Origin of the sequence: Hoeflea sp. AS60 (genome assembly GCF_038900115.1) — a bacterium.
GTDB lineage: Bacteria > Pseudomonadota > Alphaproteobacteria > Rhizobiales > Rhizobiaceae > Hoeflea.
In genome coordinates, this window is record NZ_JBBMQP010000002.1 from 1,092,504 (window position 1) to 1,113,118 (window position 20,615).

Genomic DNA, 20,615 nt, shown 5'->3' on the forward strand with positions numbered 1-20,615 from the left:
GCAGACACGAAAAAGGCCGGGCGCTTGAAGCACCCGGCCTTTTTGATAGTCAGTCTTGCCAGATCAGAGCAGCTTACGCTGCTTCGTCTTCAGCCGCTGCTTCCAAAGCCACGCGAGCGCGGTCCTTGGCGCCACGGGCGTCAACGTCGCGGTCGACAAACTCGACAACAGCCATCGGAGCATTGTCGCCGGTACGGAAACCAGCCTTCATGATCCGGATGTAGCCGCCGTTACGCGTTGCGTAGCGGGTAGCAATGGCATCGAACAGCTTGCGAACGGCATCGTTGTCGCGGATCTGCGAGATCGCCTGGCGGCGAGCATGCAGATCGCCGCGCTTGCCGAGCGTGACGAGCTTTTCGACGATCGGACGGATTTCCTTTGCCTTAGGCAAGGTGGTCACGATCTGCTCATGTTCGATGAGCGAAGCCGCCATGTTGGCGAACATCGCCTTGCGGTGGCTTGAGGTACGGTTCAGCTTGCGACCTGAATTTCCATGGCGCATGGCTAGTCTCCTTCACATGCAGGCGCACACCTGCCGTTTGACGGTTTAATACTGATCTTCGTAACGCTTTGCGAGATCTTCGATGTTTTCCGGCGGCCAGGACGGAACTTCCATACCCAGATGCAGGCCCATGGAAGCCAAGACTTCCTTGATCTCGTTGAGTGACTTGCGGCCAAAGTTCGGAGTCCGGAGCATTTCGGCTTCGGTCTTCTGAATAAGGTCGCCGATATAGACGATGTTGTCGTTCTTCAGGCAGTTTGCCGAGCGGACAGACAGCTCCAGCTCGTCGACCTTCTTGAGAAGCGACGGGTTGAAAGCCAGTTCTGCGACGGTTTCCTCGTGAACTTCCTTCTGCGGCTCGTCGAAGTTGACGAACACACCGAGCTGGTCCTGAAGGATACGAGCTGCATAGGCCACGGCATCTTCACCGCTCACCGAACCATCGGTTTCGATGTTAAGAGTGAGCTTGTCGTAATCAAGAACCTGGCCTTCGCGGGTGTTTTCCACCTTGTAGGAGCACTTCTTGACCGGCGAGTAGAGGCTATCAACCGGGATAAGGCCGATCGGAGCATCTTCTGCGCGGTTACGGTCAGCAGGCACGTAGCCCTTGCCGTTGTTGACGGTGAATTCCATGCGGATTTCAGCGCCCTCGTCGAGCGTGCAAAGAACATGCTCGGGATTGAGGATCTCGATGTCGCCAACAGTCTGGATGTCACCGGCCTTGACGACGCCAGGGCCCTGCTTGCGAACAACCATACGCTTGGCTTCATCGCCTTCCATACGGATAGCGATTTCCTTGATGTTCAGGATGATGTCGGTGACATCTTCACGAACGCCAGGGATCGAGGAGAACTCATGCAACACGCCATCGATCTGTACTGCGGTGACGGCAGCGCCACGCAGTGAAGAAAGAAGTACGCGACGCAGGGCATTGCCCAAGGTCAGGCCAAAACCACGCTCAAGCGGTTCAGCAACCACGGAAGCCTTTGTCCGGCCCGAAGTATTGAACTCGACCTTGCTTGGCTTGATCAATTCCTGCCAGTTTTTCTGAATCATATCAGGTGCCTTCCTGTTGCCGCACTATCCAATCGTGCGGCCAAGTGAGAAGAAGATCGAACGGGCACAGGTTGAACCTGGCCCGTCAAAATCGGCAAATCGCTTAGACGCGGCGCTTCTTGCGCGGACGGCAGCCATTGTGCGGGATCGGTGTGACATCACGGATAGAAGTGATGACCAGACCAGCAGCCTGCAAAGCGCGAAGTGCTGATTCACGACCCGAACCGGGGCCGCAAACTTCGACTTCAAGCGTCTTCATGCCGTGATCCTGTGCCTTCTTGGCAGCATCTTCAGCGGCCATCTGGGCTGCAAACGGGGTAGACTTACGCGAACCCTTAAAGCCCTTCGAACCGGCAGACGACCAAGAGATGGTGTTGCCCTGCGCATCGGTGATGGTGATCATCGTGTTGTTGAAGGTCGAGTTGACGTGGGCTACGCCCGTAGAAATATTCTTGCGTTCGCGCCGTTTGACGCGTGCGGCTTCCTTAGCCATAATTTATCCTTTCGAGATATCAGCACCGCCGTAGCACCAGCGGCTCCACCGGGATCTACCTGCCTGAAAGGCCAAACCTGAAAGCGGTGGTCGAATGAACCACCGCCTCTAAGCCTAGGCCGCCAGTCAGGCGAACCCCAATAATTACTTCTTCTTGCCTGCGATGGCCTTTGCCGGGCCCTTGCGGGTACGAGCATTGGTGTGGGTCCGCTGTCCGCGTACCGGCAGGCCGCGACGATGGCGCAGACCGCGGTAGCAACCAAGGTCCATCAGACGCTTGATGTTCATCGAGTTTTCGCGGCGCAGGTCGCCTTCAACCTGGTAATCGCGGTCGATGGTTTCACGGATCTGCAGAACTTCTGCGTCCGAGAGCTGATTGACGCGGCGTTCAAGCGGAATGCCAACCTTTTCCACGATCTCCTGGGCAAACTTGTTGCCAATGCCGTGGATGTAGGTCAACGCGATCACAACGCGCTTATTTGTCGGAATGTTTACGCCAGCTATGCGGGCCATTTGCTTCTCCATGTGGGCCGGGACAGATCAAATCTGGCCGGCGGGTTATTGTTGACCCGCGTCCGGTGGAGGCCGGCCCTTGCGGGGTACTCTCGACCAAAACCATCTCACGCCCAAAGGCTAGCAGATGGTTCCGGATTTTACCCAACCCGACACACTAAAAGCGACCAGAGCCGTTTCCTCAAGCCTTCGAGGAGACGCGCCGGTCGCTTGGATGTCGCGAGTTGAGCGGGTCTTAGCGGAACGGACAGGCTTTCGTCAACCTCTCCGCAATCTTATTTTGCCCAACCAGCAGATCTGAAGGGCGGCCCCAACCCCAGGAAGCCGTCCATCAGGTTGCCAATTCATTTCAAAGAGACGCCAGAACGCCTTCAATCTCTTCGGTCACTGCGTCGATAGACAGCATTCCGTCTACGGTCCGCAGCGAACCCTTGGCGTAGTAGTAGCCAGTCAGGGGCGCGGTCTTCTTGTAATATTCACGCAAACGCTCTTCAAAAACTTCAGGCTTGTCATCCTTGCGAACCGGCTGACCGGCAGCTGCAGCTTCCGCGGCGCGCTTGACGATGCGACCAACCAAGGCCTTGTCGTCAACCAACAGCTCGATGACAGAATCAAGCTTGATGCCCTTGCTGCTCAGAATGGCTTCAACTGCATCGGCCTGAACAAGCGTACGCGGATAGCCATCCAGAATGAACCCACGGGCACAATCAGGTTGGTCAACACGCTCGGAAACGATGGCGTTGACGATGTCATCAGACACGAGTTCGCCAGCGTCCATTACGGCCTTGGCGCGCTTGCCAACTTCGGTGCCAGCCGCAACCGCAGCCCGCAGCATATCACCTGTCGACAACTGCGGAATGCTGTGCTTCTCCACCAGACGCTGCGCCTGGGTCCCCTTGCCCGCACCTGGCGGTCCCAAAAGAATTAATCTCATCGTCCCTTCTTGCCTCCCCGAAGTTTGGACTTCTTGATCAACCCTTCATATTGCTGGGCGATAAGATGTCCCTGAATCTGCGCAACCGTGTCGAGCGTCACCGAGACGACGATCAAAAGCGACGTACCACCCAAATAGAACGGAACGCCAGTCTGCGCGATTAGAAATTCGGGTAAGAGACAAACAAAAATCAAATACATGGCGCCAATCACTGTGATTCGCGTCAGCACGAAGTCGATGTATTCCGCAGTCCGCTCACCGGGACGGATACCCGGAATGAAGCCGCCATGGCGCTTGAGGTTATCGGCCGTGTCCTTCGGATTGAACACAATCGCTGTGTAGAAGAACGCGAAGAAGCCGATCATCAACGCATACAGAGCCATATAGGCAGGCTGTCCATGGCCGAGCGACGCCAGCAGCGAAGAGGCCCATCCCGGCAAATTGCCAGTGTTGGCGAAGCCGGCAATGGTAGCAGGCAGCAACAGCAGCGACGACGCAAAGATCGGAGGAATAACGCCAGCGGTGTTGAGCTTGAGCGGCAGATGCGACGTATCGCCCTGGAACATCCGCGAACCAACCTGTCGCTTCGGATACTGGATCAACAATTGCCTCTGGGCGCGCTCGATGAACACGATGAAGGCGATGACGCCAATGGCAACGACGATCACCGCAATGATCAATCCGGTCGACAATGCACCGGTCCGGCCCAATTCAAGGGTACCTGCAACGGCTGTCGGCAAGGCTGCAACGATACCCGCGAAGATGATCAGCGAAATGCCGTTACCGATGCCGCGTGCAGTGATCTGCTCGCCAAGCCACATCAGGAACATGGTGCCGCCAACAAGCGTGATGACAGTCGCAATACGGAAGAACCAGCCTGGATCGGTAACGATGCCATTGCCCGATTCGAGGCCAACGGCAATGCCATAGGCCTGCACCGTTCCAAGAAGCACGGTGCCGTAACGGGTGTACTGATTGATGATCTTTCGACCCTGTTCACCCTCTTTCTTGAGCTGTTCAAGAGCGGGGACAACGGACGTCATCAGCTGAATAATGATCGAAGCAGAGATGTAAGGCATGATGCCGAGGGCGAAAATCGCCATTCGCGCGACAGCACCACCAGAAAACATGTTGAACAGGCCGAGAATGCCGCTTGATTGCCCCTGGAAGGCCTGTGCGAATGCTTCCGGATTGATACCGGGCAGCGGAATATAGGTTCCAAGACGATACACAAGAAGTGCGCCAAGGGTAAACCAGATCCGCTTTTTCAGATCTTCCGCCTTTGCGAAAGCACCAAAATTCAAATTGGAAGCGAGTTGTTCGGCTGCAGATGCCATTGCGTTCTCCGCGCGGACCATCCGGCGCCTGATGAACCCGATCATCTCCGGAGGGTCTGAGTTGGTTTCACCGGACGTCGCGACCAGATCGGATCAACCGTATCTGCCGCCTGCCCCAGTCGCAGCGGTTTGCCGCGACAGCTCATCCCATATGGGACGAAAACCGCCCGATGTGAAGCACCGGGCGGTCAAAAACTTGTTATTCAGCAGCTGCTGTTTCAGCGGCTGCAGGCGCAGGTGCCAGCAGCTTGATTGAACCGCCGGCCTTTTCGACCTTTTCAATAGCCGTGCGCGAAGCGCCAGCAACTTCGAGGGTCAGCTTGGCCTTCACATCGCCATCGGCGAGAATGCGAACACCATCCTTGATGCGGCGGATCACGCCGGCAGCCTTGAGAGCTGCTGCATCAACGGTTGCCTTGCCATCCAGCTTGCCCGCGTCGATCGCGGTCTGAATGCGGCCAACCGACACGACGTTGAAGTCGGTCGAGAAGATGTTCTTGAAGCCGCGCTTTGGAAGACGACGGTAGATAGGCATCTGACCGCCTTCAAAGCCGTTGATGGCAACGCCACCGCGGGACTTCTGGCCCTTGACGCCACGACCACCGGTCTTGCCCGAACCGGAACCGATACCGCGACCTACGCGCTTACGGTTCTTGGTCGCACCTTCATTGTCGGTGATTTCATTGAGTTTCATGACAGTTCACTCCCACTCACTTCTCGTCGACGACGCGGACGAGGTGGCTGACCGAACGGATCATGCCACGAACGGACGGAGTGTCCTCGAGGGTCCGGCGGCGGTGCATCTTGTTTAGGCCCAGGCCGATCAGCGTCTGTCGCTGAACGTTGGGACGGCGAATCGGGCTGCCGATCTGTTCGACGGTGACCGTCTTGCCCTTGTTATTGTCAGCCATGGTCTTGGCTCCCTAATACGATAAAGGCGGACGCCCGATTACTCTTCGGCGCCGGCGGATACACCGCGGCGTTCCTGGAGCGTGGAGTACTTCATGCCGCGCTGAGAAGCGATGTCCTTGGGGTGCATCTGGTTCCTGAGCGCGTCAAATGTTGCACGGACCATGTTGTACGGGTTTGAAGACCCGGTCGACTTGGCGACAACATCCTGCATGCCGAGCGTTTCGAAAACCGCACGCATTGGACCACCGGCGATGATGCCGGTACCGGGCTTGGCAGCGCGCAGAAGCACCTTGCCTGCACCATGACGGCCATGCACATCGTGGTGCAGTGTCCGACCGGAGCGCAGCGGCACGAAGATCAGATCGCGCTTGGCGGATTCTGTCGCCTTGCGGATTGCTTCAGGCACTTCGCGTGCCTTGCCGTGACCAAAGCCAACGCGACCCTTCTGATCTCCAACAACCACCAGGGCTGCGAAACCGAAACGACGGCCACCCTTGACGACCTTGGCAACGCGGTTGATGTGTACGAGCTTGTCGACGAATTCGCTGTCGCGCTCTTCGTCTCTACCGCGGTTGTCGCGGCGACCTTCCTTGGCCATTGTCCTGTTCCTTATTCTTTTCCGGAATCAATCGGCTGGTTTTGAATTAGAAGCTCAGACCGCCTTCGCGGGCTGCTTCGGCGAGGGCCTTGATGCGGCCGTGATAGATGAATGCGCCGCGGTCGAAGACCACTTCAGTAACGCCAGCCTTGACGGCACGTTCGGCAACGAGTTTGCCGACCGCTGCTGCCGCAGCAACATCAGCACCAGTCTTGAGGTCGGCGCGCAGGCCGGCATCGAGAGTTGATGCAGCGGCAAGCGTGCGGCCTGCCGCATCGTCGATGATCTGAACGTAGATGTTCTTCGACGAGCGATGTACCGACAGGCGTGGGCGGCCATTGGCCACCACTTTGAGCTGGCGACGAACCCGATTGGAACGACGCGTAAGGGATTGTTTCCTGCTAGCCATTTCGCGTCTTCCTTACTTCTTCTTGCCTTCTTTGCGGACAATCCGCTCTTCAGCATACTTAACGCCCTTGCCCTTGTAGGGTTCTGGGCTCCGATAGGCGCGGATCTCGGCAGCAACCTGGCCAATCACCTGCTTGTCGATGCCGGTGATGACGATTTCCGTCGGCTTCGGGCAAGCAATGTTGACGCCCTTGGGCGGCTGATAGACCACGTCATGGCTGAAGCCAAGCGCGAGCTGCAGGTTCTGACCCTGCATGGCCGCGCGATAACCCACGCCGTTGATTTCGAGCTTGCGCTCGTAGCCGTCCTTCACCCCGGTCAGGATGTTGGCAACCATGGTACGCGACATACCCCATTTGGAGCGCGCATCCTTGGAATTATCCACGGGCGTGACAACAACTGCGTTGTCTTCAAGCTTGAGCGACACTTCATCGTTTGCAACAAAGGACAGCTCACCCTTGGGACCCTTGACGACCACTTTCTGGCCCTCAATCGTCGCGGTGACGCCGGCGGGGACTGGGACGGGCTTTTTACCGATACGAGACATTGTTCAACCTGTCTGTTCGAGTTGGAGGCTCTGCAGGATCAGAAGATCGAGCAGAGAACCTCACCACCAACATTGTGCTCACGCGCAACATGATCGGCCAAAACGCCCTTCGGAGTCGAAAGGATCGTGATGCCGAGACCGTTGGCGACCTGCGGAATGGACTTAACGGAGACGTATACGCGACGGCCCGGCTTGGAAACGCGTGCGATCTCACGGATCACAGGTGCGCCTTCATGGTACTTGAGCTCGATGCTCAACTCGGACTTGCCGTTATCGTATGCAACTTCGGTATATCCGCGAATATAGCCTTCGGCCTGCAACACATCGAGCACGCGAGCGCGCAGCTTGGAAGCAGGAGTCGATACGGAAGACTTACGGCGTGCGACGCCGTTGCGGATGCGGGTGAGCATATCACCCAGTGGATCAGTCATTGCCATATTGCGCGCTCCTTACCAGCTCGACTTGACCAGGCCAGGCACCTTGGCCATAGACCCGAGTTCACGCAAAGCGATACGCGACATGCCCAGCTTGCGGTAGAACGCACGCGGACGGCCGGTAACTTCGCAACGATTGCGAACGCGAATCTTGGCCCCGTTGCGCGGCATTTCGGCCAGCTTCAGGGTTGCACGGAAGCGTTCCTCGATCGGAAGCTCCTGATTTTGTGTGATCGCCTTGAGTGCGGCGCGCTTGGAGGCGTCGCGTGCGACCAGCTTGCGGCGGCGCTTGTTCTTTTCGATTGCGCTGACTTTCGCCATGATCAGATATCCTTTTTACGAATGCCGTTACGTTTACTGACGGAAGGGGAAGTTGAACTCTTTCAGGAGAGCCCGTGCTTCGTCGTCCGTCGGTGCTGTCGTACAAACGATGATGTCCATGCCCCAGATCTGATCAACCTTGTCGTAGTTGACCTCCGGAAACACGATGTGCTCCTTGATGCCCATGGCAAAGTTGCCACGGCCGTCAAAGCTCTTCGGATTCAGGCCGCGAAAGTCACGAACGCGCGGAAGCGCAATAGTGATCAGACGATCCATGAATTCAAACATGCGGGCACCGCGCAACGTGACCTTGGCGCCAATTGGCATCTGTTCACGAAGCTTGAAGCCTGCAATCGAATTGCGGGCGCGGGTGATGACCGGCTTCTGACCGGCGATTGCTGCGAGATCCTCAGCCGCAATAGCAGGCTTCTTGGAGTCGGCAGTCGCTTCACCAACACCCATGTTGATGACGATCTTGTCGAGGCGCGGGATCATCATTTCATTGGCGTAACCAAACTGATCCTGCATCGCCTTGCGAATACGCTCGACGTAATCTTTCTTGAGCCGTGGCTCGTACTTATCAGCCATCGATGACCACTCCCGAACGCTTTGCTACGCGCACCTTCTTCTCGCCTTCGATGCGGAAACCGACGCGAGTCGGCTTGCCGTCCTTCGGATCGGCAATCGCCAGGTTTGAAAGGTGAAGCGAAGCTTCCTTGTTGATAATGCCAGCTTCCTGAGTCTGGGTCTGGCGCTGGTGGCGCTTGACCATGTTCAGACCACGGACAACCGCACGGTCTTCCTTAGGCATCACAGCCAGGACTTCGCCGGAACGGCCCTTGTCCTTGCCGGTAAGAACGACGACCTTGTCGCCTTTGCGGATCTTTTGCATCGGTTCGTTCCTTACAGCACTTCGGGAGCAAGCGAGATGATCTTCATGTGGTTCTTGGCGCGCAATTCGCGCGGAACCGGTCCGAAGATACGGGTGCCGATCGGCTCTTTCTTGTTGTCGATCAGGACAGCGGCGTTTCCGTCAAAGCGGATCACGCTGCCATCGACGCGACGAATGTCCTTGGCTGTCCGTACGACAACCGCCTTCATCACATCACCCTTCTTGACGCGGCCGCGCGGAATTGCCTCTTTGATCGAGACGACAATGATGTCGCCGATAGAAGCATATTTCCGCTTGGAACCGCCCAGAACCTTGATGCACATGACACGACGAGCGCCGGAATTATCCGCGACGTCGAGATTTGTCTGCATCTGAATCATATCAGGCCGCCTTCTTGTTGTTACCGACACGGTTGGGCTTGAAGGCCCCCTATGCCAGCTTGGAAATCAATTCTTTTTTGCGCGGAAAGGGTATTGCCAAGGTGGTTTCCCCTAGAGGACCTTCCGTGCGCTGAAAGCAGAAGAACGCCCTTTACAGGGGCGTTCTGCGCCAATGGCCTGCTTCATACAGGATTCTCGGCAAGGTGCAATAGCCCCTCGCCTGAAAACCTATTCATTAAGCCTGGACAACAGCCTCGACGACTGTCCAGCGCTTGTCCTTGGAAATGGGCGCGCATTCCTGGATGGAAACCTCATCGCCCACTTTGTACTGATTGTTTTCGTCGTGCGCCTTGTAGTTCTTGGTGCGACGAACAATCTTCCGCATGACCGGATGCGCGAAACGGCGTTCCACCCGGACAACCACGGTCTTCTCGTTCTTGTCACTGACAACAGTGCCCTGCAGAATGCGTTTTGGCATTATATTGGTCCTTAGGCCTTAGCTTCAGCCGCCTTCTGGCGGGCAATAGTCTTGATTCGAGCGATATCGCGGCGTACTTCCTGTACACGCGATGTCTTTTCGAGCTGGCCAGTAGCGCCTTGGAAACGCAGATTGAACTGCTCTTTCTTCAGCTTGGCAAGCTCGTCATTGAGTTGGTCGACGCTCAAGGCGCGAACATCAGCGGCTTTCATGATCCGTCTCCTTACTCTGCGATGCGCTGTACGAAGCGGGTCTTGACCGAAAGCTTGGCTGCGCCGAGACGCAGGGCTTCACGGGCGAGTTCTTCGCTGACACCGTCAATTTCGAACATGATCCGGCCGGGCTTAACCTTTGCAGCCCAGTAATCCACCGAGCCCTTGCCCTTACCCATGCGGACTTCTGTCGGCTTGGATGTGACAGGAACATCAGGGAAGATGCGGATCCACACGCGACCGGCACGCTTCATATGACGCGTGATGGCACGACGGGCGGCTTCAATCTGGCGCGCATTCACGCGATCCGGTTCTTGTGCCTTCAGGCCGTAGGAACCGAAATTCAAGTCCGAACCGCCCTTGGCGACGCCCTTGATGCGGCCCTTGAACTGCTTCCGGTACTTAGTACGCTTTGGCTGCAACATTGTTTAATTCTCCGAATTATCTGCCTGGGGCAAAATCAGGCGTTTTCGCGCCGACGATTGCCGCCAGAAGCGTCACCTTCACTGGCACGACGTTCAGACGCCATTGGATCATGCTCAAGAATTTCGCCCTTGAAGATCCAGACCTTGACGCCGCAAATGCCGTATGCGGTCTTTGCTTCGGCTGTGCCATAATCAATATCGGCGCGCAGCGTGTGAAGCGGAACGCGACCCTCACGATACCATTCGGTACGCGCAATTTCCGCGCCGCCGAGACGGCCGCCACAGGTGATCTTGATGCCTTCGGCGCCAAGACGCATGGCCGACTGGACCGAACGCTTCATGGCACGACGGAACGCGATACGGCGTTCAAGCTGCTGAGCGATCGACTGCGCAACCAAGGTCGCGTCAACTTCCGGCTTACGGACTTCAACGATGTTGAGGTGCGTTTCGGAGTTTGTCATCTCGGACAGTTTGCGGCGCAGCTTTTCGATGTCTGCACCCTTCTTGCCGATGATCAGGCCAGGACGGGCAGCATGAATGGTCACGCGGCACTTCTTGTGGGGACGCTCGATGACGACCTTGGAAATGCCAGCCTGCTTCAATTCAGCCAGAAGATACTTGCGGATCTTCAGGTCTTCATGGAGCAGCTTGCCATATTCGGCATTGTCGGCGAACCAACGGCTGTCCCAGGTGCGGTTAATGCCGAGGCGGAAACCGATTGGATTGATTTTCTGACCCATTAGGCGGCCTCCCCTTTTGCTTCCATCTCACGCACGACGATGGTCAGGTGAGCGAAAGGCTTTTCGATGCGCGAAGAGCGACCGCGACCACGAGCGTGGAAACGCTTCATGACGATCGACTTGCCAACGAAGGCCTCTGCGACGACCAGCGAATCAACATCGAGATCGTGGTTGTTCTCGGCGTTTGCAATCGCGGACTCAAGCGTCTTCTTGACGGTCGATGCTATGCGCTTACGCGAAAACTCAAGCTCGGCCAGCGCCTTGTCAACCTTCTTGCCGCGGATAAGTGCGGCAACCAGGTTAAGCTTCTGCGGGCTGATACGAATGGTGCGGGCGACAGCCTGCGCTTCGTTGGTCTTGAGCCGGCGTTCGGTTTTTGCCTTGCCCATGGTTACTTCCTCTTCGCTTTCTTGTCGGCGCCGTGGCCATAATAGGTCCGCGTCGGGGAGTATTCACCAAACTTCTGACCAACCATCTCTTCAGAGACATTGACCGGAATGTGCTTGCTTCCGTTGTAGACGCCGAATGTCAGGCCGACGAACTGCGGCATGATGGTGGAGCGGCGGCTCCAGGTTTTGATCACTTCATTGCGGCCGCCTTCGCGAACCTTCTCAGCCTTCTTGAGAAGATAGCCGTCAACAAACGGACCTTTCCAAACTGAACGAGCCATTGGAGACTTCCTCTCTTATTTCTTACGCTGATGGCGCGAACGCATGATGAACTTGTCGGTCGACTTGTTCGAGCGCGTGCGCTTGCCCTTGGTTGGCTTGCCCCAGGGGCTGACTGGGTGACGACCACCGGATGTACGGCCTTCGCCGCCGCCGTGCGGGTGATCGACCGGGTTCATCGCAACGCCGCGAACATGCGGGCGCTTGCCCTTCCAGCGCGAACGACCAGCCTTGCCGTCGTTGATGTTGCCGTGATCCGGGTTCGAAACCGCACCGACCGTTGCAAGGCACGAGCCCTGAACCAGACGCTGCTCACCCGAATTGAGGCGCAAGATCGCCATGCCCTGGTCACGACCGACCAGCTGGGCATATCCACCAGCCGAACGAGCGATCTGGCCGCCCTTGGCAGGCTTCATCTCGATGTTGTGAACGATGGTGCCGACTGGCATGAACTGAAGCGGCATGCAGTTGCCCGGCTTCACGTCCACGGCCTTGTCCGACGAAATCACCTTGTCGCCAGCAGTCAAACGCTGCGGCGCGATGATGTAAGACTTCTCGCCATCGGCATAAGTGATCAGCGCGATGAAAGCGGTCCGGTTCGGATCGTATTCCATACGCTCGACAGTCGCCTCAACATCGAACTTGCGACGCTTGAAATCGACCATACGATAGGTGCGCTTGTGACCGCCACCAATCGACTGTGCCGTAACGCGGCCGTGATTGTTGCGACCGCCCTTGCTGTGAAGACCCTGGGTCAGAGACTTGACCGGCTTCCCGCGATGAAGACCCGAACGATCAACGATGACCAGCTGACGCTGGCTCGGGGTCGTCGGATTGTAACTTTTCAGTGCCATTTTCCTGTTCCCTTTTGGGGGCTTGTTCCGCGCGGACCTTACAGACCGGTGGAGACGTCGATCGACTGACCTTCGGCAAGCGTCACGTACGCCTTCTTTACATCTGACTGGCGCCCAGCGATGCCACGGAAGCGCTTGGTCTTACCCTTGCGCAGCAGCGTATTGACTGCCGTTACCTTCACACCGAACAGCGCTTCAACTGCAGCCTTGATTTCAGGCTTGGAAGCACGCCGGGCAACATTGAAGACAACCTGGTTCTGTTCAGACACCATGGTCGACTTTTCGGTGATCGCCGGAGAGACGATCACATCATAATGGCGAATATCCGTCATTTGAAGCGCTCCTCCAGAGCCGCGACCGCGTCCTTGGACAAGACCAGCTTGCCGCGACGCAGGATGTCGTAGACGTTGATGCCTTCGACCGGAAGAACATCCACGTTCGGGATATTCTTGGCCGCAAGGCGGAAATTCTGGTCCAGTTCGGAACCGCCGATGAACAAGGCATTTGTCAGGCCGAGCTTCGCAAGCGAACCGGTCAGAGCCTTGGTCTTGGCCTCGGATGCCGACAGATTGTCGATGACAATAATGTCGGATGCCAGGGCCTTGGCAGAAAGCGCATGACGCAGACCGAGGGCACGAACCTTTTTGTTCATGTCATGGGCGTGGCTGCGAACAACCGGACCGTGAGCCCGGCCGCCGCCACGAAACTGCGGTGCACTGGCTGCATGGTGACGGGCGCGACCTGTGCCCTTCTGCTTGAACATCTTTGCGCCGGTGCGAGCGATATCAGAACGGCTGAGGGTCTTGTGACCGCCCTGCTGCTTCTTCGCAAGCTGCCAGCGCACGATGCGCTGGATCAGATCCTGACGCGGTTCGAGACCGAAGATCGCGTCGGAAAGAGAAATCTTTCCTGCGTCTTTGCCCTCGAGTGTGGTGACGGTGAGATCCATTATTCGGCTCCCTCATTCGATACGTTGGCCGCGGCGCGAAGCGCTGCAGGAAGAGGCGCATCAGCCGGGATGCCGGACTTGACGGCGTCGCGAACGACAATCCAGGTTCCCTTGGAGCCTGGTACCGCGCCCTTGATCAAAATCAGGCCACGATCGACATCGGTCGAAACAATTTCGAGGTTCTGGGTGGTTATGCGTGTCTGGCCCATGTGACCAGCCATCTTCTTGCCCTTCCACACCTTGCCCGGATCCTGGTTGGAACCAGTCGAGCCGTGTGAACGGTGCGAGACCGAAACACCATGGGTAGCGCGAAGACCACCAAAACCGTGGCGCTTCATAGCGCCGGCAAAGCCCTTACCCTGGGTGACGCCGGAAACGTCGACCAGCTGGCCAGCAACAAAGTGCTCTGCCGTGATCTCGGAACCAACATCAATCAAGTTGTCTACGCTCACACGGAACTCGACAAGCTTGGCCTTGGGCTCGACATTTGCAATGGCGAAGTTGCCACGCATTGCCTTGGACGTATTCTTAACCTTGGCGACGCCGGCTCCGAGCTGAACAGCTGTGTAGCCATTCTTCTCTTCCGTACGCTGAGCCACGACCTGGCAGTTTTCCAACCGCAAGACGGTTACAGGGACATGATCACCGGCGTCATTATAGACCCGTGTCATTCCCAACTTTTGTGCAATCACACCTGAACGCATCGGTTCATTCCTCTTGAGATGAGCCTGTCGGGGCCCTGCCCCTTCATGCCTCGTTCCCTGTCCTTAAGGCTTAGAGCCTTAAAGCTTGATTTCCACATCAACGCCCGCGGCGAGATCCAGCTTCATAAGCGCATCTACGGTCTGCGGTGTTGGATCAACAATGTCGAGAAGACGCTTATGGGTGCGCATTTCGAACTGTTCGCGGCTCTTCTTGTCGATGTGCGGCGACCTGTTGACAGTGAATTTTTCGATCCGTGTCGGCAGCGGCACCGGGCCACGTACGCTTGCGCCGGTCCGCTTTGCCGTCGACACGATTTCACGCGTGGAGGCGTCAAGGATCCGGTGGTCAAACGCCTTGAGGCGGATGCGGATGTTCTGGCCGTTCATTCGACTTGTCCTTGCTTGTGTGAGAACCGCATGGTCCGGATCAATCCGAACCATGCGCTCTGACGCAGTTTGTTACTCGATGATCGTGGCGACGATGCCGGCGCCGACGGTGCGGCCGCCTTCGCGGATAGCGAAGCGCAGCTTTTCTTCCATCGCGATCGGCACGATGAGTGCCACTTCAGCCGAGATGTTGTCGCCTGGCATCACCATTTCAGTGCCTTCCGGCAGCGTCACAATGCCCGTCACGTCGGTCGTGCGGAAATAGAACTGCGGACGGTAGTTGGTGAAGAACGGCGTATGACGGCCACCCTCTTCCTTGGTCAGGATGTAGGCTTCTGCAGTGAACTTGGTGTGGGGCTTGACCGAACCAGGCTTGCAGAGGATCTGACCGCGCTCGACGTCTTCACGGCCAATGCCGCGAAGCAGTGCGCCGATGTTGTCGCCAGCCTGACCCTGATCGAGCAGCTTGCGGAACATTTCAACGCCGGTGCAGGTGGTCTTCTGGGTGTCGCGGATACCGACGATCTCGATTTCCTCGCCAACCTTGACAACGCCGCGCTCGACGCGACCGGTCACAACCGTACCACGACCCGAGATCGAGAACACGTCTTCGATCGGCATCAGGAACGGCATGTTGATCGGACGCTCAGGCGTCGGGATGTATTCGTCAACTGCGGCCATCAGAGCGCGGATCGCGTCTTCGCCCTGGGCCTTGTCGCCATCGTTGAGTGCGACCAGAGCCGAACCCTTGATGATCGGAATATCGTCGCCCGGGAAGTCGTAGGAAGACAGAAGTTCGCGAACTTCCATTTCAACGAGCTCGAGCAGCTCCTCGTCGTCAACCTGGTCGACCTTGTTCAGGAACACCACCAGCGAAGGAACGCCAACCTGACGGGCAAGCAGAATGTGCTCGCGGGTCTGGGGCATCGGGCCATCGGCAGCCGACACGACGAGAATGCCGCCGTCCATCTGCGCAGCACCGGTGATCATGTTCTTCACATAGTCGGCGTGGCCTGGGCAATCGACGTGGGCGTAGTGACGGTTTTCCGTCTCATACTCGACGTGAGCTGTCGAGATGGTGATGCCGCGTGCCTTTTCTTCAGGTGCTGCATCGATCTGGTCGTAGGCCTTGAATTCACCGAAATACTTGGTGATCGCAGCCGTCAGCGATGTCTTGCCGTGGTCAACGTGACCAATCGTGCCGATGTTAACGTGCGGCTTATTGCGCTCGAACTTACCCTTTGCCATCTTCGGCTCTCCATTCTCATTCAGCCCGCTGGGGGCAAATTACTGTTTCGGTCTCCGGGCCGGACCGGCGTCGTGGGACGCGGATCCGGCTATCCGGCAAATTATGCGTATTTCGCCTGAATCTCCTGGGAGACGTTCGACGGCACCGGTGCGTAATGATCAAATGTCATCGAGTACTGCGCACGGCCCTGAGACATGGAGCGCAGTGTATCAACGTATTTGAACATGTTGGCCAGAGGGACATGGGCGGAGATGACAACGGCGATGCCGCGCATTTCCTGGCCCTGGATCTGGCCACGACGGGAGTTCAGGTCCCCGATCACGTCACCGACGTAATCTTCAGGCGTAATCACTTCAACCGACATGATCGGCTCGAGCAGCTGCGGACCCATGAACTTCGAGTTTTCGCGGAAGCAGGCGCGACCGGCGATTTCGAAGGCGAGAACGCTCGAGTCCACATCGTGGTAAGCGCCATCGATCAAGGTTGCCTTGATGCCCAGCATCGGGAAGCCGGCAAGCGGTCCGGAATTCATCACGCTGTTGATGCCCTTCTGGACACCCGGGATGTATTCCTTCGGAACCGAACCGCCAACAACCTTGGATTCGAAGATGAACTCTTCGGACTCGTCGTTTGGAGCGAACTGGATCTTCACGCGAGCGAACTGACCCGAACCACCCGACTGCTTCTTGTGGGTGTAATCGGCTTCGTAAGCCTTCGTGATCGATTCACGATAAGCAACCTGCGGCGCGCCGACATTGGCTTCAACCTTGAACTCGCGACGCATGCGGTCAACGAGAATGTCGAGGTGCAATTCGCCCATACCGGCAATGATCGTCTGACCGGATTCTTCGTCAGTCTTGACGCGGAACGAAGGATCCTCGGCTGCCAAACGGTTGAGCGCGAGGCCCATCTTTTCCTGGTCGCCCTTGGTCTTTGGCTCAATCGCGATCTGAATCACCGGCTCAGGGAATTCCATGCGCTCGAGGATAACCTGATTGAGCGGATCGCACAGGGTATCACCAGTTGTGGTTTCCTTGAGGCCTGCCAGAGCAACGATGTCGCCTGCAAATGCTTCCTCGATATCCTCACGGGAGTTCGAGTGCATCTGAAGCATACGGCCAACACGCTCGCGCTTTTCCTTGACCGTATTCATCACCGACGAGCCCTTTTCGAGCTTGCCGGAATAGATGCGGGCGAAGGTCAGCGAACCGACGAACGGGTCGTTCATGACCTTGAAGGCGAGCATCGACAAAGGAGCTTCGTCAGTTGCCGCACGAGTAGTTTCCTTCTCGGTCTTGACGTCGATGCCTTCGATGGCAGGGACTTCGGCCGGGCTTGGAAGATACTCGACAACAGCGTCGAGAAGCGGCTGGACGCCCTTGTTCTTGAAGGCAGAACCACAGAACATCGGGAAGAACTGAACAGCAATCGTGCCCTTGCGGACCAGCGAGCGGATCTCGTCGTTTTCAGGCATCTGGCCTTCGAGGTAACGCTCCATGGCAGCTTCGTCAGCTTCCACAGCGGTCTCGATGAGCAGCTCGCGGTATTCCGCAGCCTTTTCCTTGAGATCGTCAGGGATTTCAACGACGTCCCACTGAGCGCCGAGCGATTCATCGCGCCAGACCAGAGCGTTCATTTCAACCAGATCGACAACACCCTTGAACTCTGTCTCAGCGCCGATCGGCAGCTGCATGACAACCGGGGTAGCACCAAGACGGGACTTGATCATCGAAACGGAGCGATAGAAGTCCGCGCCGGTCTTGTCCATCTTGTTGCAGAAGATCATCCGCGGGACGTTGTACTTGTCGGCCTGACGCCAGACAGTCTCTGTCTGCGGCTCAACACCGGCGTTGGCATCGAGAAGCGCGATTGCGCCGTCAAGCACACGCAGCGAACGCTCAACTTCAATGGTGAAGTCAACGTGGCCTGGGGTGTCGATGATGTTGAAACGGCACATCTTGCCGGTACGGCCCTTCCAGAACGTGGTGGTCGCAGCAGAAGTGATCGTGATGCCACGCTCCTGCTCCTGCTCCATCCAGTCCATGGTGGCTGCACCATCATGCACTTCACCGATTTTGTGCGACTTGCCGGTGTAGTACAGCACGCGCTCGGTAGTCGTTGTCTTGCCGGCGTCGATGTGCGCCATGATGCCGAAGTTACGGTAGTCTTCGATTGCGTATTCGCGGGCCATACTGAATGCCTTTCGAGAATGCTTCGCTGATTACCAGCGGTAATGCGAAAATGCGCGGTTGGCGTCGGCCATCTTGTGGGTGTCTTCCCGCTTCTTGACCGCGCTGCCACGGTTGTTGGCAGCATCCATGAGCTCGCCCGAAAGGCGCTCGATCATGGTGGTTTCGTTGCGCTTGCGCGCTGCGGCAATCAACCAACGAATGGCCAGAGCCTGACGGCGCTCAGGACGAACATCGACCGGCACCTGATAGGTGGCACCACCGACACGGCGGGAGCGAACTTCCACGTGCGGGGCAACATTTTCAAGCGCTGTATGGAACTGGGTAACCGGCTCCGACTTGGAACGCGCTTCAACCTGATCAAGCGCACCATAGACGATCTGCTCGGCAACTGATTTCTTGCCGTGCATCATGATGGCGTTCATGAACTTGGAGAGGACCAGATCGCCGAATTTCGGATCCGGGTTGATCTCACGCTTTTCTGCACTGTGACGTCGTGACATACTTTTCGTCTTTCAACTGATGGGTCGAAACGGTCAGCCGCACACATGCGACCAACCGACACAATTACTTCGGACGCTTGGCGCCGTATTTCGAGCGGCGCTGCTTGCGGTTTTTGACGCCCTGGGTATCGAGAACGCCGCGAATGACGTGGTAACGAACGCCTGGAAGGTCCTTCACGCGGCCGCCGCGGATCATGACCACGGAGTGCTCCTGAAGGTTATGGCCCTCACCCGGGATGTAACCGATAACTTCATAACCGTTGGTCAAACGGATCTTTGCGACCTTACGAAGAGCCGAGTTCGGCTTTTTCGGTGTCGTGGTATACACGCGAGTGCAAACGCCGCGCTTCTGCGGATTCTGCTCCAGCGCGGGAACCTTGTTGCGCTTAACCGGCGCCTGGCGCGGCTTACGGATCAGCTGGTTTACAGTTGGCATGTAACCATCCCTTTAGAATTCATGTTTCGCCCTTTCGGACACCTCGCCCGGAAACCGCATGCGCAAAACAAGGGCCGGATCCGGTGTTACCGGAGGGCCCAAAAAAGCAGAGGACACAATAGGCCGTGTCATGCGTGCAGCATTGGCAGTTCACAGTGCAATCAGAAACCTTGTTTGAGACAACTTTCAGGACGTGTCGTCCCGAAGAAAAGCGTCTCACATGGGTTTCGATGGCCGGTAACTACTGATTTCCCCGCATGCCGTCAAGGCCATGGGCGAAATAATCGTACCTTGCCGGTTTCGGGACAAGCTCCGGACAGGCTGGCGACACTTTCTTGCGCGGACCCGCCCTACTCCGGCGTTTAATTTCTCCGCGCCCGATCAGGCAAACGTGCCGGCCACTGAATTTAAGCCGGCACTTCCCAAGGTGCCGGCAAAAGCGAGTCGCATTCACTTTCCGCCCTCAGATTCGAGAATCAGCCTCTACGGACCAATCCGATCAGGAACAGCAGAATCACCGCGCCGATAGTGGCGTGAATGATTGCCCCGAGAATGCCGCCGCCGATCGATATTCCAACCCTAGGCAAAATAAAGCCCGCCACAAACGCCCCGACAATGCCAACTACGATATTGCCCAGCAGTCCGAAGCCGAATCCCTTGACGATTAGTCCAGCCAACCAGCCGGCAATAGCGCCAATAAGAAGAAAAATAATCAGACCTTCGATACCCATTTCGTTTCCCTCATTGTTCCATAAATCAATCTCAATCATTTGCGGCAGAGAGCAGATGACCCACAGCACCGGCAAGACCGTACATGGTGGGACCTTAATGCTCTCAGCCGGTTTGAAAGAAACATGATCACTTCTCGTCTACAAGCGGTGGAAGGGAGGATTCCACTGCTGCAAGTGGATACCCGGTCGGAATATGGATGTTGCCGTCGGTGGCTCGGCACGAACCTGAGTGCCAGACCCTGCCCTGAGGTTCCTGTGCCTGTCGCTCAGGAATGGCTGAACCAACAGGTCGGCAAACGTGACGGGTAGCGTTGCCTTTGCGATGTTCACATGAGATTAAGTCGCCTCAAAGCAGCCCCGGAAAGGACGACCCGATGAACTCAGACAATGACAATTCCCAGGACAGCGGCGACGCACCGGCCATTTTCATCATTATCGGTCAGGTCAGTCAGGAAAAGGGCGGCGACATGGCTCCAGTTCATGTCATGCTGGCAGCACCCGACGAGGACACCGCCGTCCGACTTTGTCTCGACGCACTATCGGCAAAGGGCTACGCCGAAGCAGACCTTGACCAGATCGGGTTGATGGGCGGCATGCCGGATGAAGAGCCTCATGCATCTGCCTATCAGGGCGCACTGGAAGGTGAAGTCGCCGTGGTCACCTTCGATCAGGCCGCGAACGGGCGGTAAACCCTCCACTGATCGCAATCGCCGTTCTCCTGCTTTCACTGAACGCAAAAGGCCGCCCCGAAAGGCGGCCTTTT

33 protein-coding genes are annotated in these 20,615 nt (G+C 57.1%); 1 reads left to right on the top strand and 32 read right to left on the bottom strand.

Annotated elements, in window-relative coordinates; genetic code table 11:
• Positions 1 to 73 precede the first annotated feature (73 nt).
• The 32 genes from rplQ to WNZ14_RS15680 form a co-directional block, all read right to left on the bottom strand.
• On the bottom strand, positions 74 to 502 hold the full coding sequence (gene rplQ / locus WNZ14_RS15525; RefSeq protein ID WP_342869542.1) for a 50S ribosomal protein L17: 429 nt from the start codon (positions 500 to 502) through the stop codon (positions 74 to 76).
• A gap of 45 nt (positions 503 to 547) precedes the next feature.
• Positions 548 to 1,558, bottom strand: a complete 1,011-nt coding sequence (locus WNZ14_RS15530) for a DNA-directed RNA polymerase subunit alpha (protein WP_342869543.1) — start codon at positions 1,556 to 1,558, stop codon at positions 548 to 550.
• A gap of 103 nt (positions 1,559 to 1,661) precedes the next feature.
• Positions 1,662 to 2,051, bottom strand: a complete 390-nt coding sequence (rpsK, locus tag WNZ14_RS15535; RefSeq protein ID WP_342869544.1) for a 30S ribosomal protein S11 — start codon at positions 2,049 to 2,051, stop codon at positions 1,662 to 1,664.
• A 144-nt stretch (positions 2,052 to 2,195) separates the two neighbouring features.
• The gene (gene rpsM, locus WNZ14_RS15540; RefSeq protein WP_152009036.1) at positions 2,196 to 2,564 is read right to left on the bottom strand and encodes a 30S ribosomal protein S13; all 369 of its coding nucleotides are present in this window, start codon (positions 2,562 to 2,564) and stop codon (positions 2,196 to 2,198) included.
• 349 nt (positions 2,565 to 2,913) lie between these two features.
• Positions 2,914 to 3,498, bottom strand: coding sequence for an adenylate kinase (locus WNZ14_RS15545; protein WP_342869545.1), 585 nt, complete (start codon positions 3,496 to 3,498; stop codon positions 2,914 to 2,916).
• The gene (gene secY / locus WNZ14_RS15550; RefSeq protein WP_342869546.1) at positions 3,495 to 4,835 is read right to left on the bottom strand and encodes a preprotein translocase subunit SecY; all 1,341 of its coding nucleotides are present in this window, start codon (positions 4,833 to 4,835) and stop codon (positions 3,495 to 3,497) included. The genes WNZ14_RS15545 and secY overlap by 4 nt, the downstream gene beginning before the upstream one ends.
• Before the next feature lie 199 nt (positions 4,836 to 5,034).
• Entirely contained in the window at positions 5,035 to 5,529 is a 495-nt protein-coding gene (rplO, locus tag WNZ14_RS15555) for a 50S ribosomal protein L15 (protein WP_342869547.1), read from the bottom strand.
• 16 nt (positions 5,530 to 5,545) lie between these two features.
• Positions 5,546 to 5,746, bottom strand: a complete 201-nt coding sequence (gene rpmD, locus WNZ14_RS15560; RefSeq protein WP_342869548.1) for a 50S ribosomal protein L30 — start codon at positions 5,744 to 5,746, stop codon at positions 5,546 to 5,548.
• A gap of 38 nt (positions 5,747 to 5,784) precedes the next feature.
• Positions 5,785 to 6,345 carry a 30S ribosomal protein S5 gene (gene rpsE / locus WNZ14_RS15565; RefSeq protein WP_342869549.1) on the bottom strand — a complete coding sequence of 187 codons (561 nt, stop codon included), beginning with the start codon at positions 6,343 to 6,345 and terminating at the stop codon, positions 5,785 to 5,787.
• Positions 6,346 to 6,391: 46 nt separating this feature from the next.
• Entirely contained in the window at positions 6,392 to 6,754 is a 363-nt protein-coding gene (gene rplR, locus WNZ14_RS15570) for a 50S ribosomal protein L18 (RefSeq protein ID WP_342869550.1), read from the bottom strand.
• Between the two features lie 12 nt (positions 6,755 to 6,766).
• Positions 6,767 to 7,300, bottom strand: coding sequence for a 50S ribosomal protein L6 (rplF, locus tag WNZ14_RS15575; protein WP_342869551.1), 534 nt, complete (start codon positions 7,298 to 7,300; stop codon positions 6,767 to 6,769).
• A gap of 38 nt (positions 7,301 to 7,338) precedes the next feature.
• Entirely contained in the window at positions 7,339 to 7,737 is a 399-nt protein-coding gene (gene rpsH, locus WNZ14_RS15580; protein ID WP_152009044.1) for a 30S ribosomal protein S8, read from the bottom strand.
• A 12-nt stretch (positions 7,738 to 7,749) separates the two neighbouring features.
• The gene (gene rpsN, locus WNZ14_RS15585) at positions 7,750 to 8,055 is read right to left on the bottom strand and encodes a 30S ribosomal protein S14 (RefSeq protein ID WP_342869552.1); all 306 of its coding nucleotides are present in this window, start codon (positions 8,053 to 8,055) and stop codon (positions 7,750 to 7,752) included.
• A 33-nt stretch (positions 8,056 to 8,088) separates the two neighbouring features.
• Positions 8,089 to 8,643 carry a 50S ribosomal protein L5 gene (gene rplE, locus WNZ14_RS15590; RefSeq protein WP_342869553.1) on the bottom strand — a complete coding sequence of 185 codons (555 nt, stop codon included), beginning with the start codon at positions 8,641 to 8,643 and terminating at the stop codon, positions 8,089 to 8,091.
• Entirely contained in the window at positions 8,636 to 8,947 is a 312-nt protein-coding gene (gene rplX, locus WNZ14_RS15595; protein WP_342869554.1) for a 50S ribosomal protein L24, read from the bottom strand. The genes rplE and rplX overlap by 8 nt, the downstream gene beginning before the upstream one ends.
• Positions 8,948 to 8,958: 11 nt before the next feature.
• A complete protein-coding gene (gene rplN, locus WNZ14_RS15600; RefSeq protein ID WP_342869555.1) occupies positions 8,959 to 9,327 on the bottom strand; it encodes a 50S ribosomal protein L14 in 369 nt (122 codons plus the stop codon).
• A 235-nt stretch (positions 9,328 to 9,562) separates the two neighbouring features.
• Positions 9,563 to 9,805, bottom strand: coding sequence for a 30S ribosomal protein S17 (gene rpsQ / locus WNZ14_RS15605; RefSeq protein WP_342869556.1), 243 nt, complete (start codon positions 9,803 to 9,805; stop codon positions 9,563 to 9,565).
• A gap of 11 nt (positions 9,806 to 9,816) precedes the next feature.
• A complete protein-coding gene (rpmC, locus tag WNZ14_RS15610; RefSeq protein WP_290776080.1) occupies positions 9,817 to 10,017 on the bottom strand; it encodes a 50S ribosomal protein L29 in 201 nt (66 codons plus the stop codon).
• An 11-nt stretch (positions 10,018 to 10,028) separates the two neighbouring features.
• Positions 10,029 to 10,442, bottom strand: coding sequence for a 50S ribosomal protein L16 (rplP, locus tag WNZ14_RS15615; RefSeq protein WP_097109094.1), 414 nt, complete (start codon positions 10,440 to 10,442; stop codon positions 10,029 to 10,031).
• A 35-nt stretch (positions 10,443 to 10,477) separates the two neighbouring features.
• The gene (gene rpsC, locus WNZ14_RS15620) at positions 10,478 to 11,182 is read right to left on the bottom strand and encodes a 30S ribosomal protein S3 (protein WP_342869557.1); all 705 of its coding nucleotides are present in this window, start codon (positions 11,180 to 11,182) and stop codon (positions 10,478 to 10,480) included.
• Positions 11,182 to 11,571 carry a 50S ribosomal protein L22 gene (gene rplV, locus WNZ14_RS15625; protein ID WP_342869558.1) on the bottom strand — a complete coding sequence of 130 codons (390 nt, stop codon included), beginning with the start codon at positions 11,569 to 11,571 and terminating at the stop codon, positions 11,182 to 11,184. The genes rpsC and rplV overlap by 1 nt, the downstream gene beginning before the upstream one ends.
• 2 nt (positions 11,572 to 11,573) lie before the next feature.
• Entirely contained in the window at positions 11,574 to 11,852 is a 279-nt protein-coding gene (gene rpsS / locus WNZ14_RS15630) for a 30S ribosomal protein S19 (RefSeq protein WP_342869559.1), read from the bottom strand.
• 15 nt (positions 11,853 to 11,867) lie between these two features.
• The gene (gene rplB, locus WNZ14_RS15635) at positions 11,868 to 12,704 is read right to left on the bottom strand and encodes a 50S ribosomal protein L2 (RefSeq protein WP_342869560.1); all 837 of its coding nucleotides are present in this window, start codon (positions 12,702 to 12,704) and stop codon (positions 11,868 to 11,870) included.
• A gap of 38 nt (positions 12,705 to 12,742) precedes the next feature.
• Positions 12,743 to 13,036: a 50S ribosomal protein L23 gene (locus tag WNZ14_RS15640; RefSeq protein WP_047030250.1), complete on the bottom strand. Its 294-nt coding sequence runs from the start codon at positions 13,034 to 13,036 to the stop codon at positions 12,743 to 12,745.
• Complete coding sequence (rplD, locus tag WNZ14_RS15645) at positions 13,033 to 13,653, bottom strand: 50S ribosomal protein L4 (protein WP_342869561.1); 621 nt, start codon at positions 13,651 to 13,653, stop codon at positions 13,033 to 13,035. Before rplD ends, WNZ14_RS15640 begins: the two co-directional genes overlap by 4 nt.
• The gene (gene rplC / locus WNZ14_RS15650; RefSeq protein WP_342869562.1) at positions 13,653 to 14,357 is read right to left on the bottom strand and encodes a 50S ribosomal protein L3; all 705 of its coding nucleotides are present in this window, start codon (positions 14,355 to 14,357) and stop codon (positions 13,653 to 13,655) included. The genes rplD and rplC overlap by 1 nt, the downstream gene beginning before the upstream one ends.
• 78 nt (positions 14,358 to 14,435) lie before the next feature.
• Positions 14,436 to 14,744 (bottom strand): 30S ribosomal protein S10, encoded by a 309-nt coding sequence (rpsJ, locus tag WNZ14_RS15655; protein WP_003547547.1) that lies wholly within the window; start codon positions 14,742 to 14,744, stop codon positions 14,436 to 14,438.
• Between the two features lie 72 nt (positions 14,745 to 14,816).
• Positions 14,817 to 15,992 carry an elongation factor Tu gene (gene tuf / locus WNZ14_RS15660; RefSeq protein ID WP_342869563.1) on the bottom strand — a complete coding sequence of 392 codons (1,176 nt, stop codon included), beginning with the start codon at positions 15,990 to 15,992 and terminating at the stop codon, positions 14,817 to 14,819.
• A gap of 101 nt (positions 15,993 to 16,093) precedes the next feature.
• Positions 16,094 to 18,184 (bottom strand): elongation factor G, encoded by a 2,091-nt coding sequence (gene fusA / locus WNZ14_RS15665; RefSeq protein WP_342869564.1) that lies wholly within the window; start codon positions 18,182 to 18,184, stop codon positions 16,094 to 16,096.
• A 30-nt stretch (positions 18,185 to 18,214) separates the two neighbouring features.
• Positions 18,215 to 18,685 carry a 30S ribosomal protein S7 gene (gene rpsG, locus WNZ14_RS15670; RefSeq protein ID WP_342869565.1) on the bottom strand — a complete coding sequence of 157 codons (471 nt, stop codon included), beginning with the start codon at positions 18,683 to 18,685 and terminating at the stop codon, positions 18,215 to 18,217.
• Positions 18,686 to 18,749: 64 nt separating this feature from the next.
• The gene (rpsL, locus tag WNZ14_RS15675) at positions 18,750 to 19,121 is read right to left on the bottom strand and encodes a 30S ribosomal protein S12 (protein ID WP_007197105.1); all 372 of its coding nucleotides are present in this window, start codon (positions 19,119 to 19,121) and stop codon (positions 18,750 to 18,752) included.
• A gap of 476 nt (positions 19,122 to 19,597) precedes the next feature.
• Positions 19,598 to 19,852, bottom strand: a complete 255-nt coding sequence (locus WNZ14_RS15680) for a GlsB/YeaQ/YmgE family stress response membrane protein (RefSeq protein WP_342869566.1) — start codon at positions 19,850 to 19,852, stop codon at positions 19,598 to 19,600.
• A gap of 374 nt (positions 19,853 to 20,226) precedes the next feature.
• On the opposite strand from WNZ14_RS15680, the gene WNZ14_RS15685 reads away from it, so the two are divergent.
• Complete coding sequence (locus WNZ14_RS15685) at positions 20,227 to 20,541, top strand: transcriptional regulator (RefSeq protein ID WP_342869567.1); 315 nt, start codon at positions 20,227 to 20,229, stop codon at positions 20,539 to 20,541.
• The last annotated feature ends 74 nt before the right edge of the window (positions 20,542 to 20,615 follow it).